This is a genomic window from Selenomonas sp. F0473 (assembly GCF_000315545.1).
Lineage (GTDB): Bacteria > Bacillota > Negativicutes > Selenomonadales > Selenomonadaceae > Centipeda.
This window is the reverse complement of the sequence record NZ_JH992902.1, coordinates 67,950-90,472: the sequence shown is the minus strand read 5'-3', so window position 1 is coordinate 90,472 and position 22,523 is coordinate 67,950. Positions and strand designations below refer to the sequence as shown.

Annotated in this window: 24 protein-coding genes; 4 read left to right on the top strand and 20 right to left on the bottom strand. The window is 59.9% G+C overall.

Annotated elements, in window-relative coordinates; genetic code table 11:
* Positions 1 to 8 precede the first annotated feature (8 nt).
* The 7 genes from HMPREF9161_RS00425 to rpsF all read right to left on the bottom strand — a co-directional run bounded on the left by HMPREF9161_RS00425 (position 9) and on the right by rpsF (position 3,508).
* Positions 9 to 1,133, bottom strand: a complete 1,125-nt coding sequence (locus HMPREF9161_RS00425) for an ABC transporter permease (RefSeq protein ID WP_009727692.1) — start codon at positions 1,131 to 1,133, stop codon at positions 9 to 11.
* Positions 1,134 to 1,161: 28 nt separating this feature from the next.
* Positions 1,162 to 1,287: a hypothetical protein gene (locus HMPREF9161_RS10110; protein ID WP_255344678.1), complete on the bottom strand. Its 126-nt coding sequence runs from the start codon at positions 1,285 to 1,287 to the stop codon at positions 1,162 to 1,164.
* Positions 1,277 to 1,933, bottom strand: a complete 657-nt coding sequence (locus HMPREF9161_RS10020) for an HlyD family secretion protein (RefSeq protein ID WP_009727691.1) — start codon at positions 1,931 to 1,933, stop codon at positions 1,277 to 1,279. Before HMPREF9161_RS10020 ends, HMPREF9161_RS10110 begins: the two co-directional genes overlap by 11 nt.
* A 30-nt stretch (positions 1,934 to 1,963) precedes the next feature.
* Positions 1,964 to 2,344: a biotin/lipoyl-binding protein gene (locus HMPREF9161_RS10015; RefSeq protein ID WP_009727690.1), complete on the bottom strand. Its 381-nt coding sequence runs from the start codon at positions 2,342 to 2,344 to the stop codon at positions 1,964 to 1,966.
* 95 nt (positions 2,345 to 2,439) lie between these two features.
* The gene (gene rpsR, locus HMPREF9161_RS00410; protein WP_006306231.1) at positions 2,440 to 2,673 is read right to left on the bottom strand and encodes a 30S ribosomal protein S18; all 234 of its coding nucleotides are present in this window, start codon (positions 2,671 to 2,673) and stop codon (positions 2,440 to 2,442) included.
* A gap of 46 nt (positions 2,674 to 2,719) precedes the next feature.
* Positions 2,720 to 3,163 (bottom strand): single-stranded DNA-binding protein, encoded by a 444-nt coding sequence (locus tag HMPREF9161_RS00405; RefSeq protein WP_009727689.1) that lies wholly within the window; start codon positions 3,161 to 3,163, stop codon positions 2,720 to 2,722.
* Positions 3,164 to 3,199: 36 nt separating this feature from the next.
* On the bottom strand, positions 3,200 to 3,508 hold the full coding sequence (gene rpsF / locus HMPREF9161_RS00400; RefSeq protein ID WP_009727688.1) for a 30S ribosomal protein S6: 309 nt from the start codon (positions 3,506 to 3,508) through the stop codon (positions 3,200 to 3,202).
* 243 nt (positions 3,509 to 3,751) lie between these two features.
* Between rpsF and trkA the strand changes: the two genes are divergently transcribed.
* From trkA to HMPREF9161_RS00385, 3 genes are read left to right on the top strand one after another with little or no spacing between them, the layout of a single operon-like run.
* Positions 3,752 to 5,101, top strand: coding sequence for a Trk system potassium transporter TrkA (gene trkA / locus HMPREF9161_RS00395; RefSeq protein WP_009727687.1), 1,350 nt, complete (start codon positions 3,752 to 3,754; stop codon positions 5,099 to 5,101).
* Positions 5,101 to 6,540 carry a potassium transporter TrkG gene (locus tag HMPREF9161_RS00390; protein ID WP_009727686.1) on the top strand — a complete coding sequence of 480 codons (1,440 nt, stop codon included), beginning with the start codon at positions 5,101 to 5,103 and terminating at the stop codon, positions 6,538 to 6,540. Before trkA ends, HMPREF9161_RS00390 begins: the two co-directional genes overlap by 1 nt.
* A 6-nt stretch (positions 6,541 to 6,546) precedes the next feature.
* Positions 6,547 to 7,995, top strand: coding sequence for a TrkH family potassium uptake protein (locus HMPREF9161_RS00385; RefSeq protein ID WP_009727685.1), 1,449 nt, complete (start codon positions 6,547 to 6,549; stop codon positions 7,993 to 7,995).
* Between the two features lie 135 nt (positions 7,996 to 8,130).
* On the opposite strand, the gene HMPREF9161_RS00380 is transcribed toward HMPREF9161_RS00385, so the two are convergent.
* Positions 8,131 to 8,493, bottom strand: coding sequence for a helix-turn-helix domain-containing protein (locus HMPREF9161_RS00380; RefSeq protein WP_009727684.1), 363 nt, complete (start codon positions 8,491 to 8,493; stop codon positions 8,131 to 8,133).
* Between the two features lie 157 nt (positions 8,494 to 8,650).
* Between HMPREF9161_RS00380 and HMPREF9161_RS00375 the strand changes: the two genes are divergently transcribed.
* Entirely contained in the window at positions 8,651 to 9,604 is a 954-nt protein-coding gene (locus HMPREF9161_RS00375; RefSeq protein ID WP_009727683.1) for an NmrA/HSCARG family protein, read from the top strand.
* 81 nt (positions 9,605 to 9,685) lie between these two features.
* On the opposite strand, the gene HMPREF9161_RS00370 is transcribed toward HMPREF9161_RS00375, so the two are convergent.
* The 12 genes from HMPREF9161_RS00370 to cysS all read right to left on the bottom strand — a co-directional run bounded on the left by HMPREF9161_RS00370 (position 9,686) and on the right by cysS (position 22,518).
* Complete coding sequence (locus HMPREF9161_RS00370) at positions 9,686 to 10,444, bottom strand: carboxymuconolactone decarboxylase family protein (RefSeq protein ID WP_009727682.1); 759 nt, start codon at positions 10,442 to 10,444, stop codon at positions 9,686 to 9,688.
* Between the two features lie 148 nt (positions 10,445 to 10,592).
* Positions 10,593 to 11,360, bottom strand: coding sequence for an ABC transporter ATP-binding protein (locus tag HMPREF9161_RS00365; RefSeq protein WP_009727681.1), 768 nt, complete (start codon positions 11,358 to 11,360; stop codon positions 10,593 to 10,595).
* Positions 11,357 to 12,370: an iron ABC transporter permease gene (locus HMPREF9161_RS00360; protein WP_009727680.1), complete on the bottom strand. Its 1,014-nt coding sequence runs from the start codon at positions 12,368 to 12,370 to the stop codon at positions 11,357 to 11,359. The genes HMPREF9161_RS00365 and HMPREF9161_RS00360 overlap by 4 nt, the downstream gene beginning before the upstream one ends.
* Positions 12,371 to 12,379: 9 nt before the next feature.
* Positions 12,380 to 13,444, bottom strand: coding sequence for an ABC transporter substrate-binding protein (locus HMPREF9161_RS00355; protein WP_009727679.1), 1,065 nt, complete (start codon positions 13,442 to 13,444; stop codon positions 12,380 to 12,382).
* Between the two features lie 122 nt (positions 13,445 to 13,566).
* On the bottom strand, positions 13,567 to 15,774 hold the full coding sequence (locus HMPREF9161_RS00350; RefSeq protein ID WP_009727678.1) for a TonB-dependent siderophore receptor: 2,208 nt from the start codon (positions 15,772 to 15,774) through the stop codon (positions 13,567 to 13,569).
* A gap of 130 nt (positions 15,775 to 15,904) precedes the next feature.
* Positions 15,905 to 17,506, bottom strand: coding sequence for a nitrogenase component 1 (locus HMPREF9161_RS00345; protein ID WP_009727677.1), 1,602 nt, complete (start codon positions 17,504 to 17,506; stop codon positions 15,905 to 15,907).
* A gap of 68 nt (positions 17,507 to 17,574) precedes the next feature.
* Positions 17,575 to 18,474, bottom strand: coding sequence for a LysR family transcriptional regulator (locus HMPREF9161_RS00340; protein WP_009727676.1), 900 nt, complete (start codon positions 18,472 to 18,474; stop codon positions 17,575 to 17,577).
* 111 nt (positions 18,475 to 18,585) lie between these two features.
* Positions 18,586 to 19,119: an NYN domain-containing protein gene (locus tag HMPREF9161_RS00335; protein WP_009727675.1), complete on the bottom strand. Its 534-nt coding sequence runs from the start codon at positions 19,117 to 19,119 to the stop codon at positions 18,586 to 18,588.
* Positions 19,112 to 19,912 carry a 23S rRNA (guanosine(2251)-2'-O)-methyltransferase RlmB gene (gene rlmB, locus HMPREF9161_RS00330; protein WP_009727674.1) on the bottom strand — a complete coding sequence of 267 codons (801 nt, stop codon included), beginning with the start codon at positions 19,910 to 19,912 and terminating at the stop codon, positions 19,112 to 19,114. Before rlmB ends, HMPREF9161_RS00335 begins: the two co-directional genes overlap by 8 nt.
* A gap of 45 nt (positions 19,913 to 19,957) precedes the next feature.
* Positions 19,958 to 20,596, bottom strand: a complete 639-nt coding sequence (gene thyX / locus HMPREF9161_RS00325; protein ID WP_009727673.1) for an FAD-dependent thymidylate synthase — start codon at positions 20,594 to 20,596, stop codon at positions 19,958 to 19,960.
* Complete coding sequence (locus HMPREF9161_RS00320) at positions 20,586 to 21,083, bottom strand: Mini-ribonuclease 3 (protein ID WP_009727672.1); 498 nt, start codon at positions 21,081 to 21,083, stop codon at positions 20,586 to 20,588. The genes thyX and HMPREF9161_RS00320 overlap by 11 nt, the downstream gene beginning before the upstream one ends.
* Positions 21,084 to 21,090: 7 nt before the next feature.
* Complete coding sequence (cysS, locus tag HMPREF9161_RS00315; protein ID WP_009727671.1) at positions 21,091 to 22,518, bottom strand: cysteine--tRNA ligase; 1,428 nt, start codon at positions 22,516 to 22,518, stop codon at positions 21,091 to 21,093.
* Positions 22,519 to 22,523 lie beyond the last annotated feature (5 nt).

Sequence of the window (22,523 nt, the reverse complement as noted above, 5' to 3'; positions counted from 1 at the left end):
CGCCTCCTTTAGCTTTCCGCCGTAAGCCTTGCTCCGGCGCGCGCATGCTCCTCGGCATCGCGCGCGAGCAGCTCCTTCTTTGCACGATAGAAGCGCAGTGTGTAGAGAATACCGATGACGGCAATGTAGATGAGGAAGGCGCCGAAGGTCGCGGCATAGTTCATGAAATCCGCCCCGCGCGTGATGATGTCCCGCGTGAAGTGGAACTCCCACGTGAGCGGCCATATATGGGAAAAACCGACGACCCAATCGGCAAAATGTGTGAGCGGACCCGTGGGACCGCCGAAGATGAACCCGCCCGGGATGATGAGGATCATGCGGCTCGCCGCGATGCCCGGGTTGGCCGCCGTCCAGCCCGTGAGCGTCGTCACCATGCCGAGGACGAACACATAGAAGATCTGCACAAAGACGAAGTTCGCGAGATGCCCCGCAAAGATGAGATCGCCCCAGACGCGCAGCACCGCCATGCCGACGCACCACGAGACGATGAGGAGTCCGCCGTAAGGCAGCGTCCGCACGATGATATCCCACGGCGTCCCCGCACGCAGGACCGCATCGAGTTCGCCGCTGAGCCGCAGGCGCGGGACCATACCGATCGTGGCAAAGGTGTAAAACATCGAGCCGAAGAAGAACAGAAATCCGAGCGTCATGCCGTTGCTCGTAGAAGCGTTCGGATTGAACAGATTGCGGTCCGCGAGGCGGATGCCTCCGGCAATCGTGTCGTTCGTACTGCCCGGATCTCCGCCGGCGGCCGCGTTGTCGAGCGCGATAAGCTCGTTCATCGCCTCTTTGATCTCTGCGGTCTGCGCAACGTTCGTATTATCGTAAAAAATACCGATGCGGTTCTCCACGCCCGTATACCGGTCCTTTTCGATCCCCGCGGGGAAATAAACGACGGCGACCGCCCGGTCCCGATAGAGGAAGGAACGCGGATCCGCTGGCGTATTGACGACGGCCGCGACCTTCATGTATTCGGAGGCATCGATACGGTTCGTGAGTTCGCGCGTATAGGCCGAGTTGTCGAGATCGACGACGACGACCGGAGCGTCCTTGGAAAAATTTCCGCCCAGCATGACGCACAGGACGACCGATATGACCATCGCGACCATGATGCTGACCTTTTCATAGGGCATCCCCTGTCCCGAAAAGAGATATTTCAGCTCAGCTCTGAGTGAATTCACGATCGTTCACCCCAATCGTCATCCCCGGGATGATCCCGTCGGTCGGGTCGATATAGATGCGGATCTGGAACGCCGAGAGGTCCGCCTGGCTCTTCTCACGCGTCATCTTGAGATCGGCAAATCCGGGGGCCTCCGTGACGAGCCGCACCGTCCCCGGGACGGTGCGCGCCCCCGCAACCGTATGTCCGGTGATACACGGATTTTGTATTTGTTGATGGTAGTTTCGCATCGGTGCGCGCCCCCGCAACCGTATGTCCGGTGATACGGCTGCCCTCCTTGACGCCGCCCACCTGCCGTTCGCTGACATAAATGTCGTAGTAGCCGCGCTTGCTCTCGAGCAGTACTACGGGCGCGGACGGCGCGATCATTTCTCCTTTTTTCGCAAGGATTTTGAGAATCTTCCCATCCTCCGGCGCGCGCAGGACGAGGCGGTCGCGCGCCACCTCCAGTTCGCGTTTCTGCACGAGGAGCGCATCGCGCTGCGCCTCAAGCGCCGCGACATCGTTCGCCATATTGGCGGCACGCTGCCGCGCCTGATCGATCGTCGGCAGCGCGATCGTATCGGTGCTGCCCGTATCCGCTGCACCGCCGAGGAGCTGCGCGAGCCCCTCTTCCTCGCGGCGGGTCGCGGCGCGCGCGACGGACAGGCGCATCTCGGCGTTGTCGAGCGCCTCCTTCGAGACCGCCCCCTCGGCAAAGAGAGCAGCCATACGCTCATAGTCGCGCGCGCTGTTCGCCTCCGTTGCGCGCACGGACTGGAGCGCCGCGCGCTGTTGATCAATCTACCGGAAGCTCTGCGTCTCGTTCGTTCCGACCTGCTGCATCGAAATTCCCATCGAGGCGCGCGATCCCGCGATCTGCGCCTCGATCTGCGCAAGCTGTGCCTCGACGCGCGCAAGGGCAAGCGCGTTATCCGTCGGATCGATCTCCATGATGATATCGCCCGCCTTGACCTCATCCCCTTCCTGCACGGCTTCCCGCACGAGCCGCCCGCCGACAGAGTCGAATGCGATCTTCACCTGCTCCGCCGTGAGGATGCCCTCTTTCTGCCGCGTTGCGAGCACCACGGCATCGTTCCCCGTATACATGAGGACAATCCCGGCGACGATAAACAGTACGATAAATGCGATGCCGACCCGTTTGGCCTTTTTCTTCGGATCCATACAATCGCTCCTTTCTTTCCCTCTCACTCTATTTAAAAAGCGCCGCACCTGTGAAGGTGCGACGCTGAAAGAATCTCTGATTCTTTGTGTCTCCCTTATTCCGCGGTAAACGGAAGAAGTGCGATATTACGGGCGCGCTTGATGGCAAGCGTAACCTGTCTTTGATGTTTGGCGCAGTTGCCGGAAATGCGGCGCGGAAGAATCTTTCCGCGTTCCGTCGTGAAGCGGCGGAGTTTCGCGGCATCCTTGTAATCGATATGATCTACTTTATCCACGCAGAACGAGCAGACCTTTCGACGGGGCTTGCGGCCCCGATCTCGTTTCATCATTGTATTTGTCCCTCCTTGTCACGGGGTGTTCCGGGCGTATCGGCGCTCAGAATGGAATGTCGTCGTCCGGAATCACGGGTCCCATCATGTCGGGTGCGGCGCCGCCCGCGGCGGGCGCAGGACCGGAGCCGCCGGGGGCATCATAGCCGCCCGCGCCGCCGGCATTCTTCGAATCGAGGAACTCCACATTGTCCGCCACGACGTCCGTCGCGTATTTGCGCTGGCCGTCATTGCCGTCGTAGCTGCGCACCTGAATGCGCCCCTCGACGCCGATGCGGCGCCCCTTCGTGAGGTTGTTGCCGCAGATTTCGGCCAGCTTTTCCCAGCAGGTGACGGGGATAAAATCCGCCGTCTGCTGTCCTTCCTGCTGCGCCGCGCGCGAAAAGCGGCGGTCAACGGCGACGGTGAAGCGGCAGAAAGCCTTGCCGCTCTGTGTGTAGCGTATATCGGGGTCGCGCGTGAGGCGCCCGATCAGTATGACTCTGTTCATCGGTTGTTCTCTCCCGCATGTCGATGGGATGATTGTTTACTCTTTGTCAGATTCCGGAACGCCGTTTTCCGCACGGACGATCATGTGCTTTAAGAGATCGTCGGTGATCTTCATCACGCGGTCGCACTCGGCGACACAGGCGGGCTCTGCGTTCACATACAGCAGAACATAGTATCCTTCGCTGTGGTCATTGATCTCATAGGCGAGGCGCTTCTTGCCCCAGCGGTCCTCTTTCTCAATCGTACCGCCGTTTGCCTGAATGAGCTTCGTGAACTTCTCGATGACGGCATTGGTCGCCTCTTCCTCCATCGGCTTCACGATAAATATGACTTCGTACATTCTCACGAAATCACCTCCTCTTTGGTCTGTGGCCGCCGCGGCATGCGGCGGCAGAGAAATTTCCGCGCGAGCGCGCACGAAAGACGCGACCGCGACGTGTGTTAGTATAACATGTTTGCACGCCCTGCGCAAGATTCCCCGCGTAATTTTTCTCCGTTCCTCCCGCAAATAACAATGTGCGTTTGAATTGGGCGAAAATTATGGTATACTTCTTATATCATTTGACAGTGCCGACGGGAGGAAATCGTTTTGCGTATCGTTGTTGCAGGTGCGGGGAGGCTGGGGTACAGCATTGCGTCCCTGCTCTCCGAAGAGGGGATGGACGTCGTCGTCGTGGACGGCGAGGAGAGCCAGCTCGAGGCGGCGAAGGCGACCCTCGACGTATTGACCGTTGCGGCGAATATCGCGAGCCCGCTCACGATGAACGACCCGGACATCGCCAGTGCGGACATCCTCATCGCCGTGACGGAGAGCGACGAGGTGAATATGGTCGCCTGTATTCTCGCCAAAAAGCACGGGATCGCCCATACGATCGCCCGCATCCGCGATATGAATTTCACAGTGGAGGCAAGCACCTATCTCAAAGAAAACTTCGACATCGATCTCGCCCTCAATCCGGAGCTCATTACCGCGCGCGAGATCAACCGCATCCTCATGACGCCCGCCGCGCTCAATGTGGAGGATTTCGGACAGGGGAAGGTGCGTCTTTTCGAGACGCGCATTCGCCGCAAATCTGCCATCGCGCGCACCCCGCTGAAGTCTCTGAAGCTGCCGCCCGGCGTGCTCGCGGGCCTCATATTCCGCGATCACCGCATGATCATCCCGCACGGCGACGACGTGTTCCTCCCGGGCGACAACGCCTACTTCATCGGACTGCCGGACAAGATCGAGCAGTTCAGCCAAAGTCTCGTGCAGAGCGATACGCACAAACTGAAACGCGTCGCCATCATCGGCGCGGGACGCACGGGGCGCGCGCTCGCCGTTATGCTGGAACAGCAGGGCGTGCAGGTCAAAGTCATCGACCGCAGCCGCGAACGCTGCGAAATGCTCGCCGAGAAACTGACCACGGGGCTTGCGATCTGCGGAGACGGTACGGACATGGATCTCCTCACGGAGGAAGGGGTCGCCGAAGCGGACGCCATCGTCTGTCTCACGGAGGACGACAAGCTGAACCTCATGCTCGCGCTGCTCGCGCGCCATCTGTCGGACAATCGGATCAAGACGGTCGTACGCGTCGACCGCAACGAATACATCGACCTCATGGAAAAGGTCGGCGTCAACATCGCGCTCTCGGCGCGCCTGCTCTCCGCGAGCGAGGTGCTCGCCTACGCGCGCGGCGGCGACGTGGCGCGCGTGACCCTGCTCGAGGGAGCGCGCGCGGAAGCGCTCGAAGTGATCGTCAGTCCCGGCGCGCCCGTCGCGGGCAAGCAGCTCATGAACGCAAAACTCCCGCGCGAATGTCTCGTCTGCGCTTACGTGCGCAATGAGGAGGCCGCGATCCCGAACGGCACGACGGAACTGCTGCCGGGCGACCGTGTGATCCTCTTTGTGCTGAAAAGTTTTGCCCAAAAGGCGCTGTCTTATTTTGGAGACGACTGATGCGTTTCGATTTATTCTGGGTGCTGATGGGGCGCACAGCGTATGTTTTCGCGCCGCTCTATCTGATCCCGTTCGCCTATGGATTTGCACACGGCGAGAAAGGGGCGGGAGCATTTTTCGCGCTCAGCGTGCTGACGGCGATTCTCGGCATGGTGTTCGGAAATATGGGGCACAGCCATATGCGTCAGCTTTCCGTACTGGAGGGCACGATGTTTATCCTCATCGTTTGGCCGATGCTGGGCCTGCTCGGAATGCTGCCCTTCCATCTGACGGGCCTCCGGCTCTCCCCTGTCGATACCTTTGTCGAGTGTATCTCCGCGCTCACGACGACGGGCACAACCGTGCTCGGCGGCGTGCTGCCGCCGATGCTGCTTCTCTGGCGGGCGCTGATGAGCTGGTTCGGCGGGCTTCTCTTCGTCGTCATTCTCGTCACGGTGCTGCCCGTCACCGGCGGGTGTTTCGGTCTCGATTTCACGGTGCGGCAGGATCGGCTGTTCAGCCCTCTCTGGAACCGCATGACAAGGCCGATGCGGGAGATGATGCTGCTCTATATCGGGCTGACCTTTGCGGCGGCGGGTATCTATCTCGCTGCGGGCGACGCGGCGCTGCCCGCGCTCATGCTCGCACTCTTTACCGTCTCCTCGGGTGCCGGTTCGATGGCGGGCGGCATCGCGCCAACGCCCGGGCTCATGCTGGCGGGAGGACTCGTATCGCTGCTCTCCGCCCTGCCGCTCCTCACGATTTGGCAGACGCTGCGCCGCCGCTCCGGAGGAACCCTCATGCGGCATATGGAGCTGCGGGCTTTTTTTGCGCTCTTGGCCCTTGCGGGCATCCTACTCTCGCTCCCCCCGATTTTAGACGGCGGCCATCCGATATCGGAATCGATCGAACGCGGTTTTTTCTATGCCGTCTCCTTTTTATCCACAAACGGTCTGACCCTCCGTCCGCCGGATGAGTTTCACGGATTCTCGCATCTGCTCCTCATCCTGCTCGCCGTCGTCGGCGGCTGCATGGGATCCGCAGCGGGCGGATTCCGCGTATCGCGGCTCTTGGTCCTGTGTTCGCTTGCGTGGACGGAACTGCTGCGCACCCTGCATCCGCATATGGTGTTCGCCGTGCGGCAAGGCGGAGAGATCGTTTCCCTGCACGCCGCGGGACGGATTCTCATGCTCGCATTTTTCTTTGCCGTCGTATTTACCGCCGGCAGCCTTCTGCTCGCCCTCGCGGGACTTCCCCCGATCGAGACGATCTCGCTGGCGGTCTCCTGCCTTACGACGACGGGCGGCGTCGCCTCACTCGCGGGGCTCGATATCCTCGCCGACCTGCCTGCATGGACGAAAGTCCTATGCGCCCTGTTGATGATTCTCGGCAGGATTGAAATATTTTCGTTCTTTCTATTCGTCGGTACGGTCTTCGAAGGTACGGGGCGTAAGTGGTAAAAAGCTATGAATATCTATACCGTCAACTATATTCTCTCGCGCCTCGCCTTCGCCGTCGCGGCGTCGCTCGTCATACCGCTCGTCTTGGCCATTGTTTATCATGAAAGCAGCCGCGAGGCATTCATGCTGTCCGCACTTGTCAGCGCGTTTCTCGGCCTCACGTTCCGCCGTTACGGCCGACCTGCCGAGGAACTGACGGCACGCGAGGGCATCGCCATTACGGCGTTCGGCTGGATGACGGGCACATTCCTCGGGATGCTGCCCTATCTGCTCGGCGGCTACCTCGGGTTCCTCGACGCGCTCTTTGAAAGCATCTCTGGGTTTACGGGGACGGGGGCGACGGTCTTTGCAACGTTGGCCCCGCTCCCCTACAGCATCCTTTTTTGGCGCATGATGACCGCGTGGATCGGCGGTCTCGGCATCATCGTCATCTTCATCGCGCTCCTCCCGCAGTCGGGCGCGAGTACGATCTATATGTACAACGCCGAGGGCGCGGGGCCGACGATGGACCGCGTGATGCCGCGCCTGCGGGATATGACGATGGCGCTCTTTAAGATCTATCTCGTCTTTACCGCGGCCGCAACCGCCGTCTATATGCTCTGCGGCGTGGAACCCGGCATTGCCGTGACCCATGCCATGTCGACGATCGGCACCTGCGGGTTCTCGACCTATGACGACAGCGCGATGCACTTTCACAGCATTGCGTTCGAGCTGTGGACCGCTTTCTTCATGTTCCTCGCGGGCGGCAGCTTTTCGCTCTATTACCGCGTCTGGATCAAAGGGCCGTCCGCCGTCCGCCGCAATACGGAGTTTCGCACGTATCTCTTCATCGTGCTGGGAGCGATCCTCCTCGTCACGCTGAACCTCACGCTTGAGATGGGGCTGGATGTGCCGACCGCACTGCGAGCCGCCGTATTCCAAGTGCCGTCCCTCTCGACGACGGGATTCGTATCCGCAGATTTTGAAGTGTGGCCGACCTTCTCAAAGCTCCTGCTGCTGACGCTCATGATCATCGGCGGCTGCGCGGGATCGACGGCGAGCGGCATCAAGGTCGCGCGTGTCGTTCTCCTCTTTCGCAACGCCCGCGCCATTATCCTGCAAAAACTGAATCCGCACCGCGTCGTTGACGTCTCGCTCAACGGCTCGCGTGTGGACAGTGCCGCGCTGCTGCGCGTGGGTACGTTCTTTTTCCTTTATCTCCTCATTATTTTTATCACCGCGCTGCTGCTCACGGCGGACGGCCTGCTCCCGTTCGACGCCCTCGCCGTTGCCGTCACGACGCTTGGCAACATCGGCCCCGCGTTCGGCATCGTGAGCGCGACCGCGACCTATGCGCCGCTCTCAGATTTCGTCAAGGCTGTGCTCTGCCTCACGATGCTCCTCGGCCGCCTCGAAATCTTTACGCTCCTCATTCTCCTGCGCCCGTCGTTTTGGCGCAAGACCAAGCGGTGGTAAAAAAATAAGCGGGCAGCGCCCGCATCGACATAAAACGATTCACTTCTCCTATTCGCATCACATGAGGAGGTAATGATGCGATTGAGGAGATAAATGCGAAAAGCAGCCTGTATTTTCGAGATACAGACTGCTTTTTCAGTATCCTCCATCCTTCCATCCGTCCAGCACAATGTGCTCGCCCATCATTTGACGCCTGCGGATATTTTCACGCCCCCATGCGCACATAACGTCGACGATCGCATCGGCGGTGCGTCCGTATTCCGTGATCGAATACTCCACCTTGGGCGGCATCTGCTCGTATACGGTCCGCTTGACGATCCCGTCCCGCTCAAGCTCGCGCAGCTGCTGGATCAAGACCTTTTCCGACACGCCGGGGATGCGGCGGCGCAGCTCCCCCGTGCGCTTCGTCCCCGCCATGAGCAGGCAAACGATCAGCGCTTTCCATTTGCCGCCGAGAATTTCCAGCGTGGCTTCTATTCCCAGACGATATTGTTTCAATAGGATGCGCCTCCCCGTCTATTATATCCTGTGCCGCATGCCCCGGCAATACTTACCAAAAAGTAAGCGTTTCCTTACTTCATTGTGTGTATTTACGTTTCTCTTTCGCCGCGTTATGATGCATGTGAGAATGCACACGTTTTAAGGAGGATGCGTTATGAACCGTTCGGAAAAACCGCTGATTACGATCGCGGGCGTTTTGGGAAAACAAGGGTCGAGCGTCGCCAAGACGCTGCTTGCCGACGGCCGATTCGCCGTGCGCGGGATCACGCGGCGCACGGATACGCCCGAAGCGCGGGAACTCGTCCGCCGCGGCGCGGAGCTCGTCCATATTCCGCTGACGCTCGGACATAAAGACGCGTTCGAGAGCGCCTTTCGCGGCTCTTACGGAGTCTTCTTGATGACGCCCAATCTCCCGCCGCCTGCGACGCATGAGACGGCGCTTGGCAAAGAACTCGCGGACGCCGCCGCTGCGGCCGGCGTGCCGCATATCGTATACAGCAGTCTGGAGAACGTCGATCAGATTACGGGCGGAAGGCTTTCCGCCCCGCATTTCACTGACAAGGCGCGCGTCGAAGAATATATTCGTACCCTTCCCGTTCAGAGCAGCTTTATCTACCCGGCGTTCTTCTATACGAATTTTATGGAATTCTATACGCCGTACCGGAAAGACGACGGCGACACGCTCGTCTTTCCGATTTATCTGCCGGAGGATTTCAAAGCGCCGTTCGTCGACCCGACAAGCGCCACGGGACCGGCCGTTCTCGAAATCTTCTCCCATCCGGAGCAGTATGCGGGCGCCTCCCTGCCCGTGATCGGAGACGTTCTCTCGCCGCGGGAAATTGTCGAGACCTTCGTCGAGGTCACCGGCAAGCAGGCGGTATATAGCTCCGCGTATACGCGCGAAGAGCTGCTCTCCCATTTCCCCGCTTTTGCCGCGAACGAGCCGCTCGTCGAGGAACTCTGCGGCATGACACGCTACGCGGTTGAATACGGCTATTATCAAAAGACGCGCGATCTGTCATGGTATCGAAACATCAACCCGCACGCGCTGCGCTGGAAGGATTTTCTCCGCACAACGGGCTGGCAGGGCGAGAAGATTTCATTTTAACCGCGCGGATCTCCGTTCGTGCGTCGTGGCAAAAAAACAGCCTGTGTTTTCGAGATACAGGCTGCTTTTATGCGCTTGCTATTATTTTAGTTTCCCATACGCTTCGGCGGACACCGGCGCGCACCACTCGTTGCTCGTATGCTCGCCCGGGACTTCGACGGCGAGATGCGAAAACCAACTGTCCTTTGCCGCGCCGTGCCAATGCTTCACGTTCGGCGGGATATTGACCACATCGCCCGGCCGGAGTTCCCGCGCCTCTTTCCCATCCTCCTGATAGTAACCGCGTCCCGCGACGCAGACGAGAATCTGACCGCCGCCCGTCGCCGCATGATGGATGTGCCAGTTGTTGCGACAGCCCGGCTCAAACGTCACATTGTAAATGCCGAGCTGCGCCGTCGAGATGGGCGCGAGGTAGCTCTTTCCGCTGAAATACTGCGCGTAGGCATCGTTCGGCGCGCCGATGGGAAAGACCATCCGGCGCGCATGCCGCGCCATCGCGTCGTCGGCATCGTTCGTCTCCTCCGCCCACACGTCTTTTGCCATGCGAAACGCCGCCCACGCCTTCGGCCATCCCGCATAGAACGCGGCGTGCGTGAGGATCTCCGCGATCTCCGTCCGCGTGATGCCATTCGCCTTCGCACTTTCGAGATGATAGCGGAACGACGCATCCACGAGCCCCTGCGCCATGAGCGCAGTCACCGTCACGAGGCTGCGGTCCCGCAGGGAAAGTGCATCCTCCCTGCTCCACACCTCGCCGAACAATACGTCGTCGTTCAACGCAGCAAATGTCGGCGCAAACGCGCCTAAAACATCTCTGCCCGCCGTCTGTTTGACTGCCATCGTTAAGCCCCCCATCGCTGCGAAATGATATCTGCATTTATTATAATACAAATCCCTTATTGAGGGAATATCCGATATGTTGTACCAAAAACCGCGCATCAAAAAACTATCTGCACCAACTACGGATACAAACAGTTTTTGTTCATCGCTAGAGCAGCGTCAGCAACCCCCGATGGGTTTCGCCGCCTACTTGTGTCTCAAGTACGCGGCAGTCAATATCGAAGTAACGGCGCAGATTCTCCTCGGTGAGGACGTTCTGCGTATCGCCGAAGACGTATTCGCCGCGGCGCATCATGAGGCTCTTGTCGGATATTTTCAGCGCATTCTCGGGGGAATGCGTATTCATAACAATCGTCATGTTCCGCTCGCTTGCCAGTTTTTTGAGCAGGCGCAGTACGATGAGCTGATTGTGGAAGTCGAGATGCGCTTCCGGCTCGTCGAGGATCATGATCTTCGGTTCGGTCGCAAGCGCGCGCCCGATGTAGACCATCTGCAGCTGGCCGCCGCTGAGTTCCGTCGCGCGTCGATCCGCGAGCGGCGCAACGCCGACGAGTTCGAGCAGCTCCGCCACACGGCGGCGATCCTCATCGCTCGGCGTTCGAAAGAGGCCGATGCGCCGCGCCCGCCCCATCATGACCATCTCAAAGACGGTATAGGGAAACGCGGGGGCATGACTCTGCGGCACATACCCGATCTTGTCGCTGACGGCGTCGGGTACGGGAGGTTCCCCGGCCACCAAACAGCCGCCGCGCGTCCACGGCAGGATGCCGAGCAGACAGCGGAGGAATGTGGTCTTGCCGATGCCGTTGCGTCCGAGGATCGTCAATATCTCGCCCGCACGGAGGGAGAAGTTCAGCCCCGAAAAGATTTCTGTTTTGCCGTCGTAAGAAAATGCGGCGTCCTTCACCTCGATCATGACCAATCCCCCATTTTTTCCCGCGTACGCTTGAGGAGTACGGCAAAGAAAGGTGCGCCGAGCAGTGCGGTGAGGATGCCGATCGGCAGCTCCGCTGCGAGCAGGCTGCGCGCACAGATGTCGACGAGTGCAAGAAAGATCGCGCCCACGAAGCAGGTTGCCGGCAGCAGCCGCTGATGATCGACGCCGACCATCCGGCGGCACATATGCGGAATGACGAGTCCGACCCAGCCGACGATGCCGCAGCTGGTCACGGAGAGCGCCGTGATAACGGTCGCCGCAACGATGGCGATATTGCGCAGCCGCGCGGGATCGATTCCGAGCGAACGCGCCTCCTCCTCGCCGAGCGAGAGAATGTTGATCCGCCAGCGCATTGCGAGAAGGAGCGCCCCCGCCGCGATCATCGGGAGCCCGATGATTTCGAGCTTGTCAAAGTCCGCCTTGGAAAAGCTCCCCATCAGCCAATAGGTGATGGCTGGCAGTTTGTCATAGGGATCGGCGGCATATTTGACCAGTGAAATGAGCGCGGAGAAGATGGACGAGATGATGATGCCCGAAAGGACGAGTGACATCATCGACACCGATCCGCGACTCTTGGAGAAATAGTACGCGAGCCACACACTAGCCGCACCGCATAAAAATGCGAGCAAGGACGTGCCGCCGCCCGTTCCCCAGAGCAGGATGCCGAGCACCGCACCGAAACCCGCACCGCTGCTGACGCCGAGCACGTCGGGACTGACGAGCGGATTGCGGAAGATGCCTTGGTATACCGCCCCCGAGAGCGAGAGTCCCGCGCCGACCAGCATCGCGAGCAGAGTACGCGGCAGGCGCAGTTCCAGTACAACGGTCGATGCCATATCTTCACCGGGCGCACCGCCGAGGGCATTCATCAGAATCTCAGCGACCTCGTCCGGCCACAGCGGGTAACGCCCCGCCGCCAGGGAGAGGAAAAACACGGCGATCAGGCCGCCGGTCAGGCTCAGCCACAGCAATCGGTTACTCTTTTGCATAACCCGGCCTCACTCATGGAAAATGAACTTCAAATCTTCGTCGGTCAGCTGATAACCGAAGAATTTCTCATAGAAGCTGCGCATATCGTCGGCAAGCACATAGTCGTTAAAGACGTCCGGATGCAGCTTCTGTCCGAGCCACTTGATCATCAGCGGCGTCTCGACACACGGCGCATCCCAACGGTAGAGGCCGATGGGCGCTTTCCACACACGACCCTCACGAACGGCGGCAATATTGCTCCAGTTCTGGCCTTCGAGCTTGTTTTCGAACAGATCGCTTGGCTGAACCTGCGAGAAATTGCTGACGATCACGACATCGGGATTCCACGCGGCGACCTGCTCCATCGTGACATTGACCCATGTTCCGTCGACTTCCTTCGCCGCATTCGCGCCGCCTGCCGTCTCAATCATCATGGTATTGACGGCGTTGCCGCCCGCAACCTTGAGATTCTCATCGTATAAATAAAGGACCTTCGGCTTTGGTTTGTCCGCGAGTGCCGCCTTTTTCCCGTCGAAATAGGCCATTGTGTCCTTTTGGAACTCAATGATTTCCTCGGCACGGTCCTCTTTGCCGAGCACTTTTCCGATGACGCGGATGCCGTTCTGCAAGTCCTCCATCGTGCCGTATTTCAACGCGATGGTCGGAACCTTAAGCGCCTCCAGCTGTTTGATTTCCTCCTCTTGATAATTCCAAACGACGATGGCGCTCGGGTTCAACTTGCCGAGCTCTTCCATGTGAATGGAAAAATCCTGCCCGACAAAATCCGTCGAAGCTCCTGCCAGTTCGGGCGCCAACGTCTTCAGCATGGACTTCTCATAAGATGCCTTTGCCGAGGGATGCATCCCCGCGATGCGCTGCCCCGTGCCGTCTACCGCGTAGACAATGGACGCCCACGGGATCGGCACGATAGCGAGGCTCTTGATCTCTCCCGGCAAATGTACCTCACGCCCGGTCGTATCCGTCACGACACGCTCCTCCTTAGGGGCGGACGCCTGCTGCGCTCCGCATCCTGCGAGCACGATGCAGAGGAGCATCAGAGTCGCAAGAAAACCAAATGACAAACGATGTTTCATGATCATCCTCCTATTCCCAAAACTTCCATCTGAAATTATAGCATAAATACAATACGGGGCACACCCCAAAGGCTTGTAAAAGTCCTGGAGCGGCCCCTCCTGCATGTCTATCCGCAGTGCAGTCAGAGATCAAACGTCGCGGAGAGCATGAACGTCCGCGGCATCGAGAGCAGCAGCTTGCTCCCCTGACCCGGCTGCAAAATCCAGTAACTGCGGTCGAATACGTTGTAGATGGACGCCTGCAGAGACACGGGCGTCGTTCCGATCTTCGTTCGATAGTTCGCAAAGAGATCAAATACTGCCGATGACGGTACGGAGAGTTCGCGGCGGCCGGTGCCGATGATCGTGCCGCGCGAGACGTAGTTCAGACGCCCCGTGATGGTCCAGTCCGCATTCGGCATATACTCAACCCCCGCAACGGCGCTCCACGGCGCCGAGCTGTCCGTCGGCAGGCCGTCGTTTACGCCGCCCTGCGTCCGCTGCTGGCGCGCATGGAGGTACTGAATCCCGCCGAATACGTTCCACTTCGGCGCGGCTGCGCCCGTAATGCTGAGATCCACGCCGCGATAGCGGTTCTCGCCGTCGAGGCGATATGCCTTCGTCGACGCCCCCGTCGCAACATCGATATAGTTCGGCTGGTTCACGTCGAAATACGCGAGCGCGGCGTACATATTGCCGAACTTGTACTTGACGCCGAGTTCCTTCTGCGTCACCTTCACAGAGGGGAGGATCGTCCCCTCGTTGTCATAGCCGCCGGGGACGACCTGCCCGCGCGTCGTGGAGCGCGCATATGCCCCATAGACCGAGAGGCGCTCCGTCGGCGCATAGGTCACACCGAACGTCGGCGCATACTGCGTATCGGAGATCTGACTGCCCGCCGCACTGCCGCGATAGTTCCCGTGGCGGCGCGTCACGGCGGCGAGAAGATTCCATTTCCCGATCTTTACATTGTCCATCAGGTTGATGCTCGTATCCATTTCCTGATACTGGAACTTCTGCCCGAGACTGTCGGAGATGTCGTAGCTGTAGATCGAGGGCCGATAGATGATGCCGGAGTAGATATTGCCCGACACCTGCGCCCCCGCCCCATCGCGCCGCGTATTGTTGTACTGGACGCGCCACGAGCGGTCCACGGCGAGCGTCACGTCATGCTCCGCTGCTCCCGTGCGGAATTTATGGTTTACCCCGATCTGTCCGTAGCGGCTCTTGAGATAGAAATACTGCGACCAGACGCGGTTGCCGCGCAGGTTGCCGTCTCCATCAATCGTCACCTGCGACCAATAGATGAAGCGGCGGTTCGTCATGTCGTTCGTGCCGGCGTTCAGGAACCACTTCGTATGCGGATTGATCTTCTGCTCGTGGTTGAGCGTGATCTGATAGCCGTCCCAGTCGCTGTGCATGAGGTTCGGATCATCGTAGCTGCGGCTCGCATCGGGTGCACCCGGCACCTGCCGCGCCGTGCGCTGAATCTGGAAGCGCCGCTCCGTTCCGCGCAGGCGGTCCCTGTAGTATCCGCCGAAGAGATTCGTCGTGCTCTTCGGTGTCTCGCGGCTGACATCGACAAAGAGGTTCGTCTTTTGCCGTCCCGCACCGCTCACGGCAAAATTCCCCTCGCTGTGCTCGCCGTAGACGCGCACGCCGAATGTCCCGTCGCCGAGACCGCTGCGGTTCACGTCGATATAGCTGCCGTAGTGGCCGTAGCCGCCCATCGTCTGCCGGTAGCGCGTGAAATCGCCCTTCTCCGGGCGCTTCGTATAGAGGTAGACGGAGACCGGCTGTCCGCCGTCGGGGCCGTTGTAGGACTGCACCGAGCCGGAAAGCGTTGCCGCAGGCCCGACCATAACATCGGCACGTCCAATCGTATTCGTCACCGGACCAGCTGCCATGATGAAGAAGCCCGGCACATTGTTGAGATACATCGCCGAACCGTTCGCAAGCATCCCGCGCGCGGAGAAGTCCGTCTTGATGAGCGAGGTGCCCACGCGCAGCGACGGCACATTCGCGAGAACCTGATTCACGTCGCCCGACGGCGCAGAAAACGTATCGAAATTCTTCGTTGTGAGGCTCTGCGCCGTATACGGCACCTGCATTACGTCCCGATCGCCCAGCAGGCCGAAATTCGTCTCCTGCGCTTGAAAGCCGCCCGGCAGCATGAGCCGCCCGTCCGTATCCGTCAGTGTGCGCGCGCCTGTGACCGTCACTGCGGGGAGTTCGTAGGTATCCTCCGTCGCCCTTGCCGTATCGCTGAGCACCTCCGGCTGCGCGGCATTTGCGATGCCGCTGCCCGCCAGCCATAACGTAAGAAATGACGCAATCTTTTTCTTTGTCATGTTCTAATCCCCTTTTATACGCCGTTAAGTTGAATTGTTTTTGACTTTATCATAATGAACGACGCAGAACAATTGAAAGGATTCAAAGGATGAATTCAATTTTTTTGAACTTTTTTATTCGATACGCGCGTTATTGTCCGAGAAATTTCATCAATTCCTTATAAAACACATCGCCTAAAACGCCCCCGCCCGGCAGCGCGGCATTCCTGCCGGACAGAAGTCCGGACGGGAGCGGGACGATTCGTTTTTCTCCGAGGACAGCGCAATATACGGGATCGGCAACCACGATATCCGCCGCATCCCACACGGGCTGCAGCTCCTCGCGTGTGCAAAAACAAAAGATTTCCCCTCCCTCCGCCGCATGACGATAGAGTTCGGCCGTCTCGGACGTCCACGCATATGCCGCAAACTGCAAGTTATGCCGGCCGTATCTGCGCAGGACATTGGCAATCGCCTCCGACGCGATCGGATCGCCGATCAGCAGAACGCGTTCCCCTCCGCATGCCTCGCGGGGGCATATTGTCTCGTCGTTCAACGACATTCTTTCTTTATACTGTACGCCGAGCGCCGCGCACACATCGCGTTCCCACACCGCCGTTCCAACCGCGGAGAGGGGCAGCGTCCGCAGCATAGGGATGTCCCTGTTCGCGCGTATCCACTCCGCCGCGGGCACCCCCGCGGCGGAAACCGCCCATACGAGCGCGGGATACTCCGGCAATTCGTCCGCCCCGACCATATGCATCGTATAACCGTACGCGGCAAAGAGCCGCTCCGCCGTCTCAAATTGTGCGCGCTCACCGCCGAGGATCGCACTCCAACCGAGCACGTATACGCCGCGGGAGACCGTCGCCCACGCATCCGCAGCCTCCCGCACAAGGAATAGTGTCGCCGCCGCAATCCCCGCGACGGCATCTCGGAATCCGTTCGTTTCAAAAAACCGTCCATAACAGTTCTGTGCGGGGAGATTCTCCATCACGAACTCTTCCTGCAGCCCCATGAATGCAGGTACGGGCGAGCTCAAAATATTCAGCGTTCGGCAGCGCTCTCTTTCCGCAAGCGTATCGACCTGCGCGCGCACCGTCTCTTCCATGCCAAAGATATAATCCTCCGCCTCCGGCAGCGCGGCGTATACATCGCGGCGTTCCCGCATCATGTCCGTGCGGGCCAGCGGGCTGCGGCAGCCCGACGGTGTGACAAGGACGTTTACGGCATCCGAACCGCGCAGCAGATCGTTCACGCCCGCAATGTCGCTCATGGGCGGCGGCAGCGGTGCAGGCGCAGCGACGCGCGTTTTCTCCGGCGGCAGACGACGCAGAAGTTCCTTGGCCGTCTCGTGCGGGATTGCATCCGCCTTTGCAAGGGGGCCGCGAAAGAAACAGCGCACGATACGCCCCGTCTCTGCCGAAAGGCACGCTTCGATATCGGAGAAGTCGAGACGTATCAAGATGTCGAGACAGGAGAGATAAATGACGATTACGCGCGCCCCTTGGAGCATCGCCGCCCGCCGCACCGCATCGCGGATCTTCTCCTCCGCCATGCCGATCGCGTAGTCCTCCTCGCGGAGAATAGCATAGCGCAGCTGTGAAAGGACGCCGCGCAAGGCCGCCCTTTGGTATACGGCACGGAGGCAGATGAGGGATCCCGAAGCAAGCAGAACGAGATCATGCCGGCTCCATAACGCATCCATACTCGTATCGAAGGACTTGATCTCTTCGGCAATGATCCGCTCCATGTGTTTCTCTCCCAAATAGAAAGGCCGCCCCTCACCATTCATACGGCGGCGAAAAGGCCGGCAAACGATTACGGCGCATCGGCCGCATCCTTATACTCTGACAGGATATCGAAAAAGAGATTCATCGCGGGGCTATGCCATTTATTTTTCCGCGTTCCGCAGAAAGAGCGGACGTGGATCTTTTCGGACGGCACAATGGCGAGCGTCTTGCGCGCCACCCGCTCCTGCACGGAGAAATCCGGCAGGAGCGCGATGCCCATATCGTTTTCGACGAGGTTGATGATGGTCTGTGTGCTGAGCAGTTCGATGGTATTCGTAAAAGAAATCTCTTTCTTTCTCAGATACTCGTCCAGGAGCGCGCGTATCTCCCCCGGCCGAGGCATGGAGATGCGCGTTACCTCCGCCACCGTCTGCCCGCTCGTCTTCATATCCGGGCAGCGCGCGGCGACCGACGGCGATGTGTAAAAATGAGCCGGACTGTTCTCGAATACCCGGAAATCGATCTGCTCCCGATCTTTATCGTGCACGCCGTAGGCAAAGCCGATATCGACGGTGTCTTCATGCAGCGCCTCAATCACGCTGCGGCTCGAGAGCGAGCGCAGCCGGAGATCCACATGCGGCGCGTGTCGGTGCAGGCGTTTGAGGAGTGCCGGCAGGCGAAAGCACAGCATGGATTCGGGCGCGCCGATCGTAAGGGTCCCGTGACAGCCCGAGATGTCGTATTGAAAATTTTGGATTTTACGCGCGGCTTCGAGCACCTCGTCGACGTAAGGGACGAGCGCCTCGCCCGCCTGCGTCAAGATCATGCGCCGGCCGCTCTTTTCGAAGATCTGCACCCCCGCCGCTTCCTCGAGTTGCGCGACGTGGAACGTGATCGTGGACGGCGTGTAGTTGAGGCGCTGTGCGGCCTTGGAGAAGCTGCCCGTACGGATAATCGTCTTGAACGTAATCAGGATTTTGAGTTCCATGCGCTTTCCTCATAATACTCGGTTGTTTGTCAGAGTGGATGGAAAAAGGCTGCAACTCATCTTTTCGTAAATATATCTTCTATCTTTTCCTACCGAAGGTCTGCGGGAGATTTACTTCTTTCGCCGCAGTTCCTCGAGCCGCGCGGCGGTGGCGGGGTCGAGACGTTCGTGCACCTCGATCCGCCCGACGGGCTGCGTATGCGCGGCAATGTATTCCGCCTTCATCAGTTTCTTCGCCTTCTTGACGGCGCGGCGGAGTTCCGGCGAGGGGATGCGGTAGGCGCCCGCTCCCAGAATGAGGCTTTGCTCTGCGCCGTCGGAGGTGACGACGTGGACTTCCCGTCCGGCGCGCACCGCTCTATAGGCGAGCCGCTCGATGCAGCTGTCCGCCGTCTCCCCCGCCCCCGTATAGATGACGCGCAGGCGGTTGCTGAGATGCAGAATGCGCTCCTCATCCTCGGTAAAGAGCGCGTCGAAGACGACCGTCATCTCGTAGTTCTCGAACGCGCCGTATTCGGCGAGGATACGAACGAGCACGTCGCGCGCCTCGTCGAGGTTGCCGCGCAGACGGATCAGCTCCGGCCACGCGTTGATGACGTTATAGCCATCAACGAGATAGTATGCGCGCTCCCGCCCGCTATCCATGATGCGCGGCCTCCTTCGCCGCACGTTGGCGCATCGCCTCGTACATGAGAACGGCCCCTGCCGCGGACGCGTTGAGCGAGTTCATCTTCCCGCGCATGGGCAGGCGCACGGTGAAGTCGCAGAGCTCGCGCGTGAGGCGGCTCATGCCGCGTCCCTCGCTGCCGATGACGAGGACGAGCGTCCCCGTGAGATTTGCCTTGTCGTAGGTGTCGCTGCCCGCCATGTCCGCACCCGCGATCCAAAAGCCCTCTTTCTTCAGTGCGCGTATGGTCTGCGCGACGTTGCCGATGTGCGCGACGGGAACATAAGCGAGCGCGCCCGCCGAAACGCGCGCCACCGTCTCCGTGAGCGGCACGCTGCGGCGACGCGGCAGAAGAATGCCGTGCACCCCCGCCGCATCCGCGGTGCGCAGCAGCGCGCCGAGGTTATGGGGATCCTCGATGCCGTCGAGCAGCAGCAGCAGCGGCTCCTCTCCGCGCGCCCGCGCGCCCGCGACGATCTCCTCCACAGGCACATAGGAAACGGGCGCGACATAGGCAAGCGCGCCTTGGTGCCGCGCCCCCTGCGCCGCGGCGTCGAGCTTTGCCCGCGATACGATATCCACCGCGATATCATGGGTACGGGCAAGGTCGCGCAGCTCCCGCATGCCGTTGCCGTGCATGCCGTCCGCAAGCAGGATGCGGTTGACGCCGCGTCCGGCCTTCACCGCCTCTGTGATCGCGTGGCGCCCGACCAGCATGCCGGCGGGAGGATCCGCGGGACGTTCCTCCGGATGCCGTTTCTCCTGTTTCATGCACGCGCTCCTCTCACAGACGTCCTCAACGTTCCGCGCATCGAATCAGCTTCGCGGAATATACTGCTCGAGCCACGGCTCCTCCGCGACAATGAGGTCGCGCATACGGCACATCATCTCCTTGATCTCCCACTGTGCGCCCGGGGTCGTGACGCGTTTCTCATAGACGTCCATAAAGGAGCGCAGATTGAGCGTCGTGACAAAATTCGTACATGCGCCGCCCGGCAGGACGAAACGCGCGTCCTGCTTCGCGACGCCGAGGGCGAGCAGTTCGTCATACGCCGCCTGAATCGCCTTCATGCAGTCCATATAGCGCACATGTGCTTCGCCGTTCTCCATGATGGTCTGAGGAACGACATGACCAAAGAGTCCGCCCGCCTGCTTCGATGACTGCTCGGAGACGTAGCGCTGGCTCTGCACACTCAGCGAGACACCGATGCGGTGGCGGCTGTACTGCGCGAGGAGTGTACGCGAGACGTCCTTGACGGCAAACGTCATGGCGCAGTGCTCGACCACGCTCAGGTGCTTGCTCTTCATGATGCGATCGAGCAGACGCAGCATTTCTTCGTCCGTCTTTTCCTGCGTGAGGAGCTCGATGGGCGAGTCCGCGCTGTAACAGGTACGCGCCGCCGTCCAGCAGGTTCTGAGGTAGTTCGGCGTCTTTGATATGAGTTTAATTTCCATTGTGATTGTTCCTTATCTGTTCCATCATCTCTTTGGCGATGATTTGAAACGCCGCTTCCGCGATCTCTTCGAGCCGCGCTGTCTCTCCACGCATATAGAGCGACCCGAGCAGCGCCTCAAAGCCCGTGCTCACATGGTACTCCGCGACCGTTGCGCTGCGCGGCGCATGACTCTTCGTATTGCGCGCCCGGCGGTAAATCGTGCGCTCCTCCTCCAAGAGTATCGGCTCAATGCCGCGATACGCCTTTGCCTGCCAGACCGCCGAGACGATCTGCGCACTGAACGTGTCGAGAAGCCGCACCTTTGACTGCTCGTAAGCGAGCAGCCGCATCCGCACATAGAGATGGAAATACGCGTCCCCCACGTAAGCGAGTACGAGCGGATGCACATCCCGCGCATCGACTTTCTCATAGCGTGTGATGATGTTCCCCGCGGCATCCGGCGCAAACATCATCCGCACAAGCTCTTGAAAGCGTTCAAATTTCATGCCGCCGTTATGCCCTCTTCCAGCGCACGCCGGTCGGGGTATCCTCGAGGACAACGCCGTGCTCTTTGAGTTCGTTGCGGATGCGGTCGGCGAGCGCCCAGTTCTTCTGTGCGCGTGCGTCTTGCCTGAGACCGATGATGATCTCCATGAGACCGTCCGCGAGCCCGTCACTCGCCGCCGCGGTTTCCTGCTCAAAAATGCCGATGATCTCCGCCATCGTACGGTAGGCATCCGCCGCCTCCGCAAAATGCGCTGCATCGAACGCCGCGCCGTGCTCGAGCTCCTGCCGGTATCGGTTAATTTCCTTGGACAACCCGAACATCTGACTGAGTGCGAGCGCCGTGTTAAAGTCGTCGTCCATCGCCGCATCGAACGCCGCGAGGAACTCCTTTGCCTGCACGGCAAGTACGGCGGCAGTGTCCGCCGTCCCCTCGCATCCCGAGAGCTCGTCGATGACCTCTTTCGTATGAGAAAGGCGCGCGAGCGCCGCCTGTGCCTCGCTCAGGCGCTCGTCGCTGAAGTCGAGCGGACTGCGGTAGTGCGTCTGGAGAATGAAGAAGCGAATCACTTCTCCCGGGAACTCCTTGAGGATGTCCTTCACTGTAAAGAAGTTGTTCTTTGACTTCGACATCTTTTCGTTGTCAATCGTAATGAACCCATTGTGCAGCCAATAGCGTGCAAATTTCTCATGTCCGTCGATGCACGGCTCCGCCTGCGCGATCTCGTTCTCATGATGCGGGAAGATGAGGTCGCTGCCGCCGCCATGGAAGTCGAACGCCGTGCCGAGATACTTCACCGACATCGCAGAGCATTCGATGTGCCAACCGGGGCGCCCCGGGCCCCACGGGCTCTCCCATGCGGGTTCCTTGGGTTTTGCCGCCTTCCACAGGGCAAAATCCATCGGGTGCCGTTTCGTCTCGTTGATTTCGACCCGCGCCCCCGCCTCCATATCGTCCAGGCTGCGTCCGCTCAGCTTGCCGTAACGCGCGAACTTCTCCACGCTGTAATAGACGTCGCCCTCCGGCGTCGCATAGGCATAACCGCGCGCGATCAGGGTCTCAATCATGCGGACGATGTCCTCCATCGTCTCGGAGACGCGCGGGAACACATCGGCACGGCGCACATTGAGCGCATCCATCGCCCGGAAATACGCGGCGATATAGCGATCGGCGATCTCCTTCCACGTCACGCCCTCACGGTTCGCCGCGTTGATGATTTTATCGTCTACATCCGTAAAGTTCTGAATGTAGCGCACACGATAGCCCTTGCGCGCGAGATAGCGCCGAATGACGTCCCACGTGACAAAGGGGCGGGCGTTCCCGATATGCGGATCGTTATACGGCGTCACGCCGCAGCAGTAAATGCTGACTTCCCCCTCTTTGAGCGGCCGGAATTCCTCTTTCCTGCGTGTCATCGTATTGTAAACAGTAAGCACTCCAT

What these genes read in the sequence shown, in the direction of transcription:
- rpsR (WP_006306231.1), bottom strand. Translation starts at nt 2,673, where the DNA reads ATGATGAAACGAGATCGGGGCCGCAAGCCCCGTCGAAAGGTCTGCTCG.
- HMPREF9161_RS00390 (WP_009727686.1), top strand. Translation starts at nt 5,101, where the DNA reads ATGCGTTTCGATTTATTCTGGGTGCTGATGGGGCGCACAGCGTATGTT.
- HMPREF9161_RS00340 (WP_009727676.1), bottom strand. Translation starts at nt 18,474, where the DNA reads ATGGAACTCAAAATCCTGATTACGTTCAAGACGATTATCCGTACGGGC.
- HMPREF9161_RS00385 (WP_009727685.1), top strand. Translation starts at nt 6,547, where the DNA reads ATGAATATCTATACCGTCAACTATATTCTCTCGCGCCTCGCCTTCGCC.
- HMPREF9161_RS00350 (WP_009727678.1), bottom strand. Translation starts at nt 15,774, where the DNA reads ATGACAAAGAAAAAGATTGCGTCATTTCTTACGTTATGGCTGGCGGGC.
- thyX (WP_009727673.1), bottom strand. Translation starts at nt 20,596, where the DNA reads ATGGAAATTAAACTCATATCAAAGACGCCGAACTACCTCAGAACCTGC.
- HMPREF9161_RS10110 (WP_255344678.1), bottom strand. Translation starts at nt 1,287, where the DNA reads ATGACGCGTGAGAAGAGCCAGGCGGACCTCTCGGCGTTCCAGATCCGC.
- HMPREF9161_RS00375 (WP_009727683.1), top strand. Translation starts at nt 8,651, where the DNA reads ATGAACCGTTCGGAAAAACCGCTGATTACGATCGCGGGCGTTTTGGGA.
- HMPREF9161_RS00345 (WP_009727677.1), bottom strand. Translation starts at nt 17,506, where the DNA reads ATGGAGCGGATCATTGCCGAAGAGATCAAGTCCTTCGATACGAGTATG.
- HMPREF9161_RS00360 (WP_009727680.1), bottom strand. Translation starts at nt 12,370, where the DNA reads ATGCAAAAGAGTAACCGATTGCTGTGGCTGAGCCTGACCGGCGGCCTG.
- HMPREF9161_RS00365 (WP_009727681.1), bottom strand. Translation starts at nt 11,360, where the DNA reads ATGATCGAGGTGAAGGACGCCGCATTTTCTTACGACGGCAAAACAGAA.
- HMPREF9161_RS00320 (WP_009727672.1), bottom strand. Translation starts at nt 21,083, where the DNA reads ATGAAATTTGAACGCTTTCAAGAGCTTGTGCGGATGATGTTTGCGCCG.
- HMPREF9161_RS00425 (WP_009727692.1), bottom strand. Translation starts at nt 1,133, where the DNA reads ATGCCCTATGAAAAGGTCAGCATCATGGTCGCGATGGTCATATCGGTC.
- rlmB (WP_009727674.1), bottom strand. Translation starts at nt 19,912, where the DNA reads ATGAAACAGGAGAAACGGCATCCGGAGGAACGTCCCGCGGATCCTCCC.
- HMPREF9161_RS00405 (WP_009727689.1), bottom strand. Translation starts at nt 3,163, where the DNA reads ATGAACAGAGTCATACTGATCGGGCGCCTCACGCGCGACCCCGATATA.
- HMPREF9161_RS00355 (WP_009727679.1), bottom strand. Translation starts at nt 13,444, where the DNA reads ATGAAACATCGTTTGTCATTTGGTTTTCTTGCGACTCTGATGCTCCTC.
- HMPREF9161_RS10015 (WP_009727690.1), bottom strand. Translation starts at nt 2,344, where the DNA reads ATGGATCCGAAGAAAAAGGCCAAACGGGTCGGCATCGCATTTATCGTA.
- HMPREF9161_RS00335 (WP_009727675.1), bottom strand. Translation starts at nt 19,119, where the DNA reads ATGGATAGCGGGCGGGAGCGCGCATACTATCTCGTTGATGGCTATAAC.
- HMPREF9161_RS00370 (WP_009727682.1), bottom strand. Translation starts at nt 10,444, where the DNA reads ATGGCAGTCAAACAGACGGCGGGCAGAGATGTTTTAGGCGCGTTTGCG.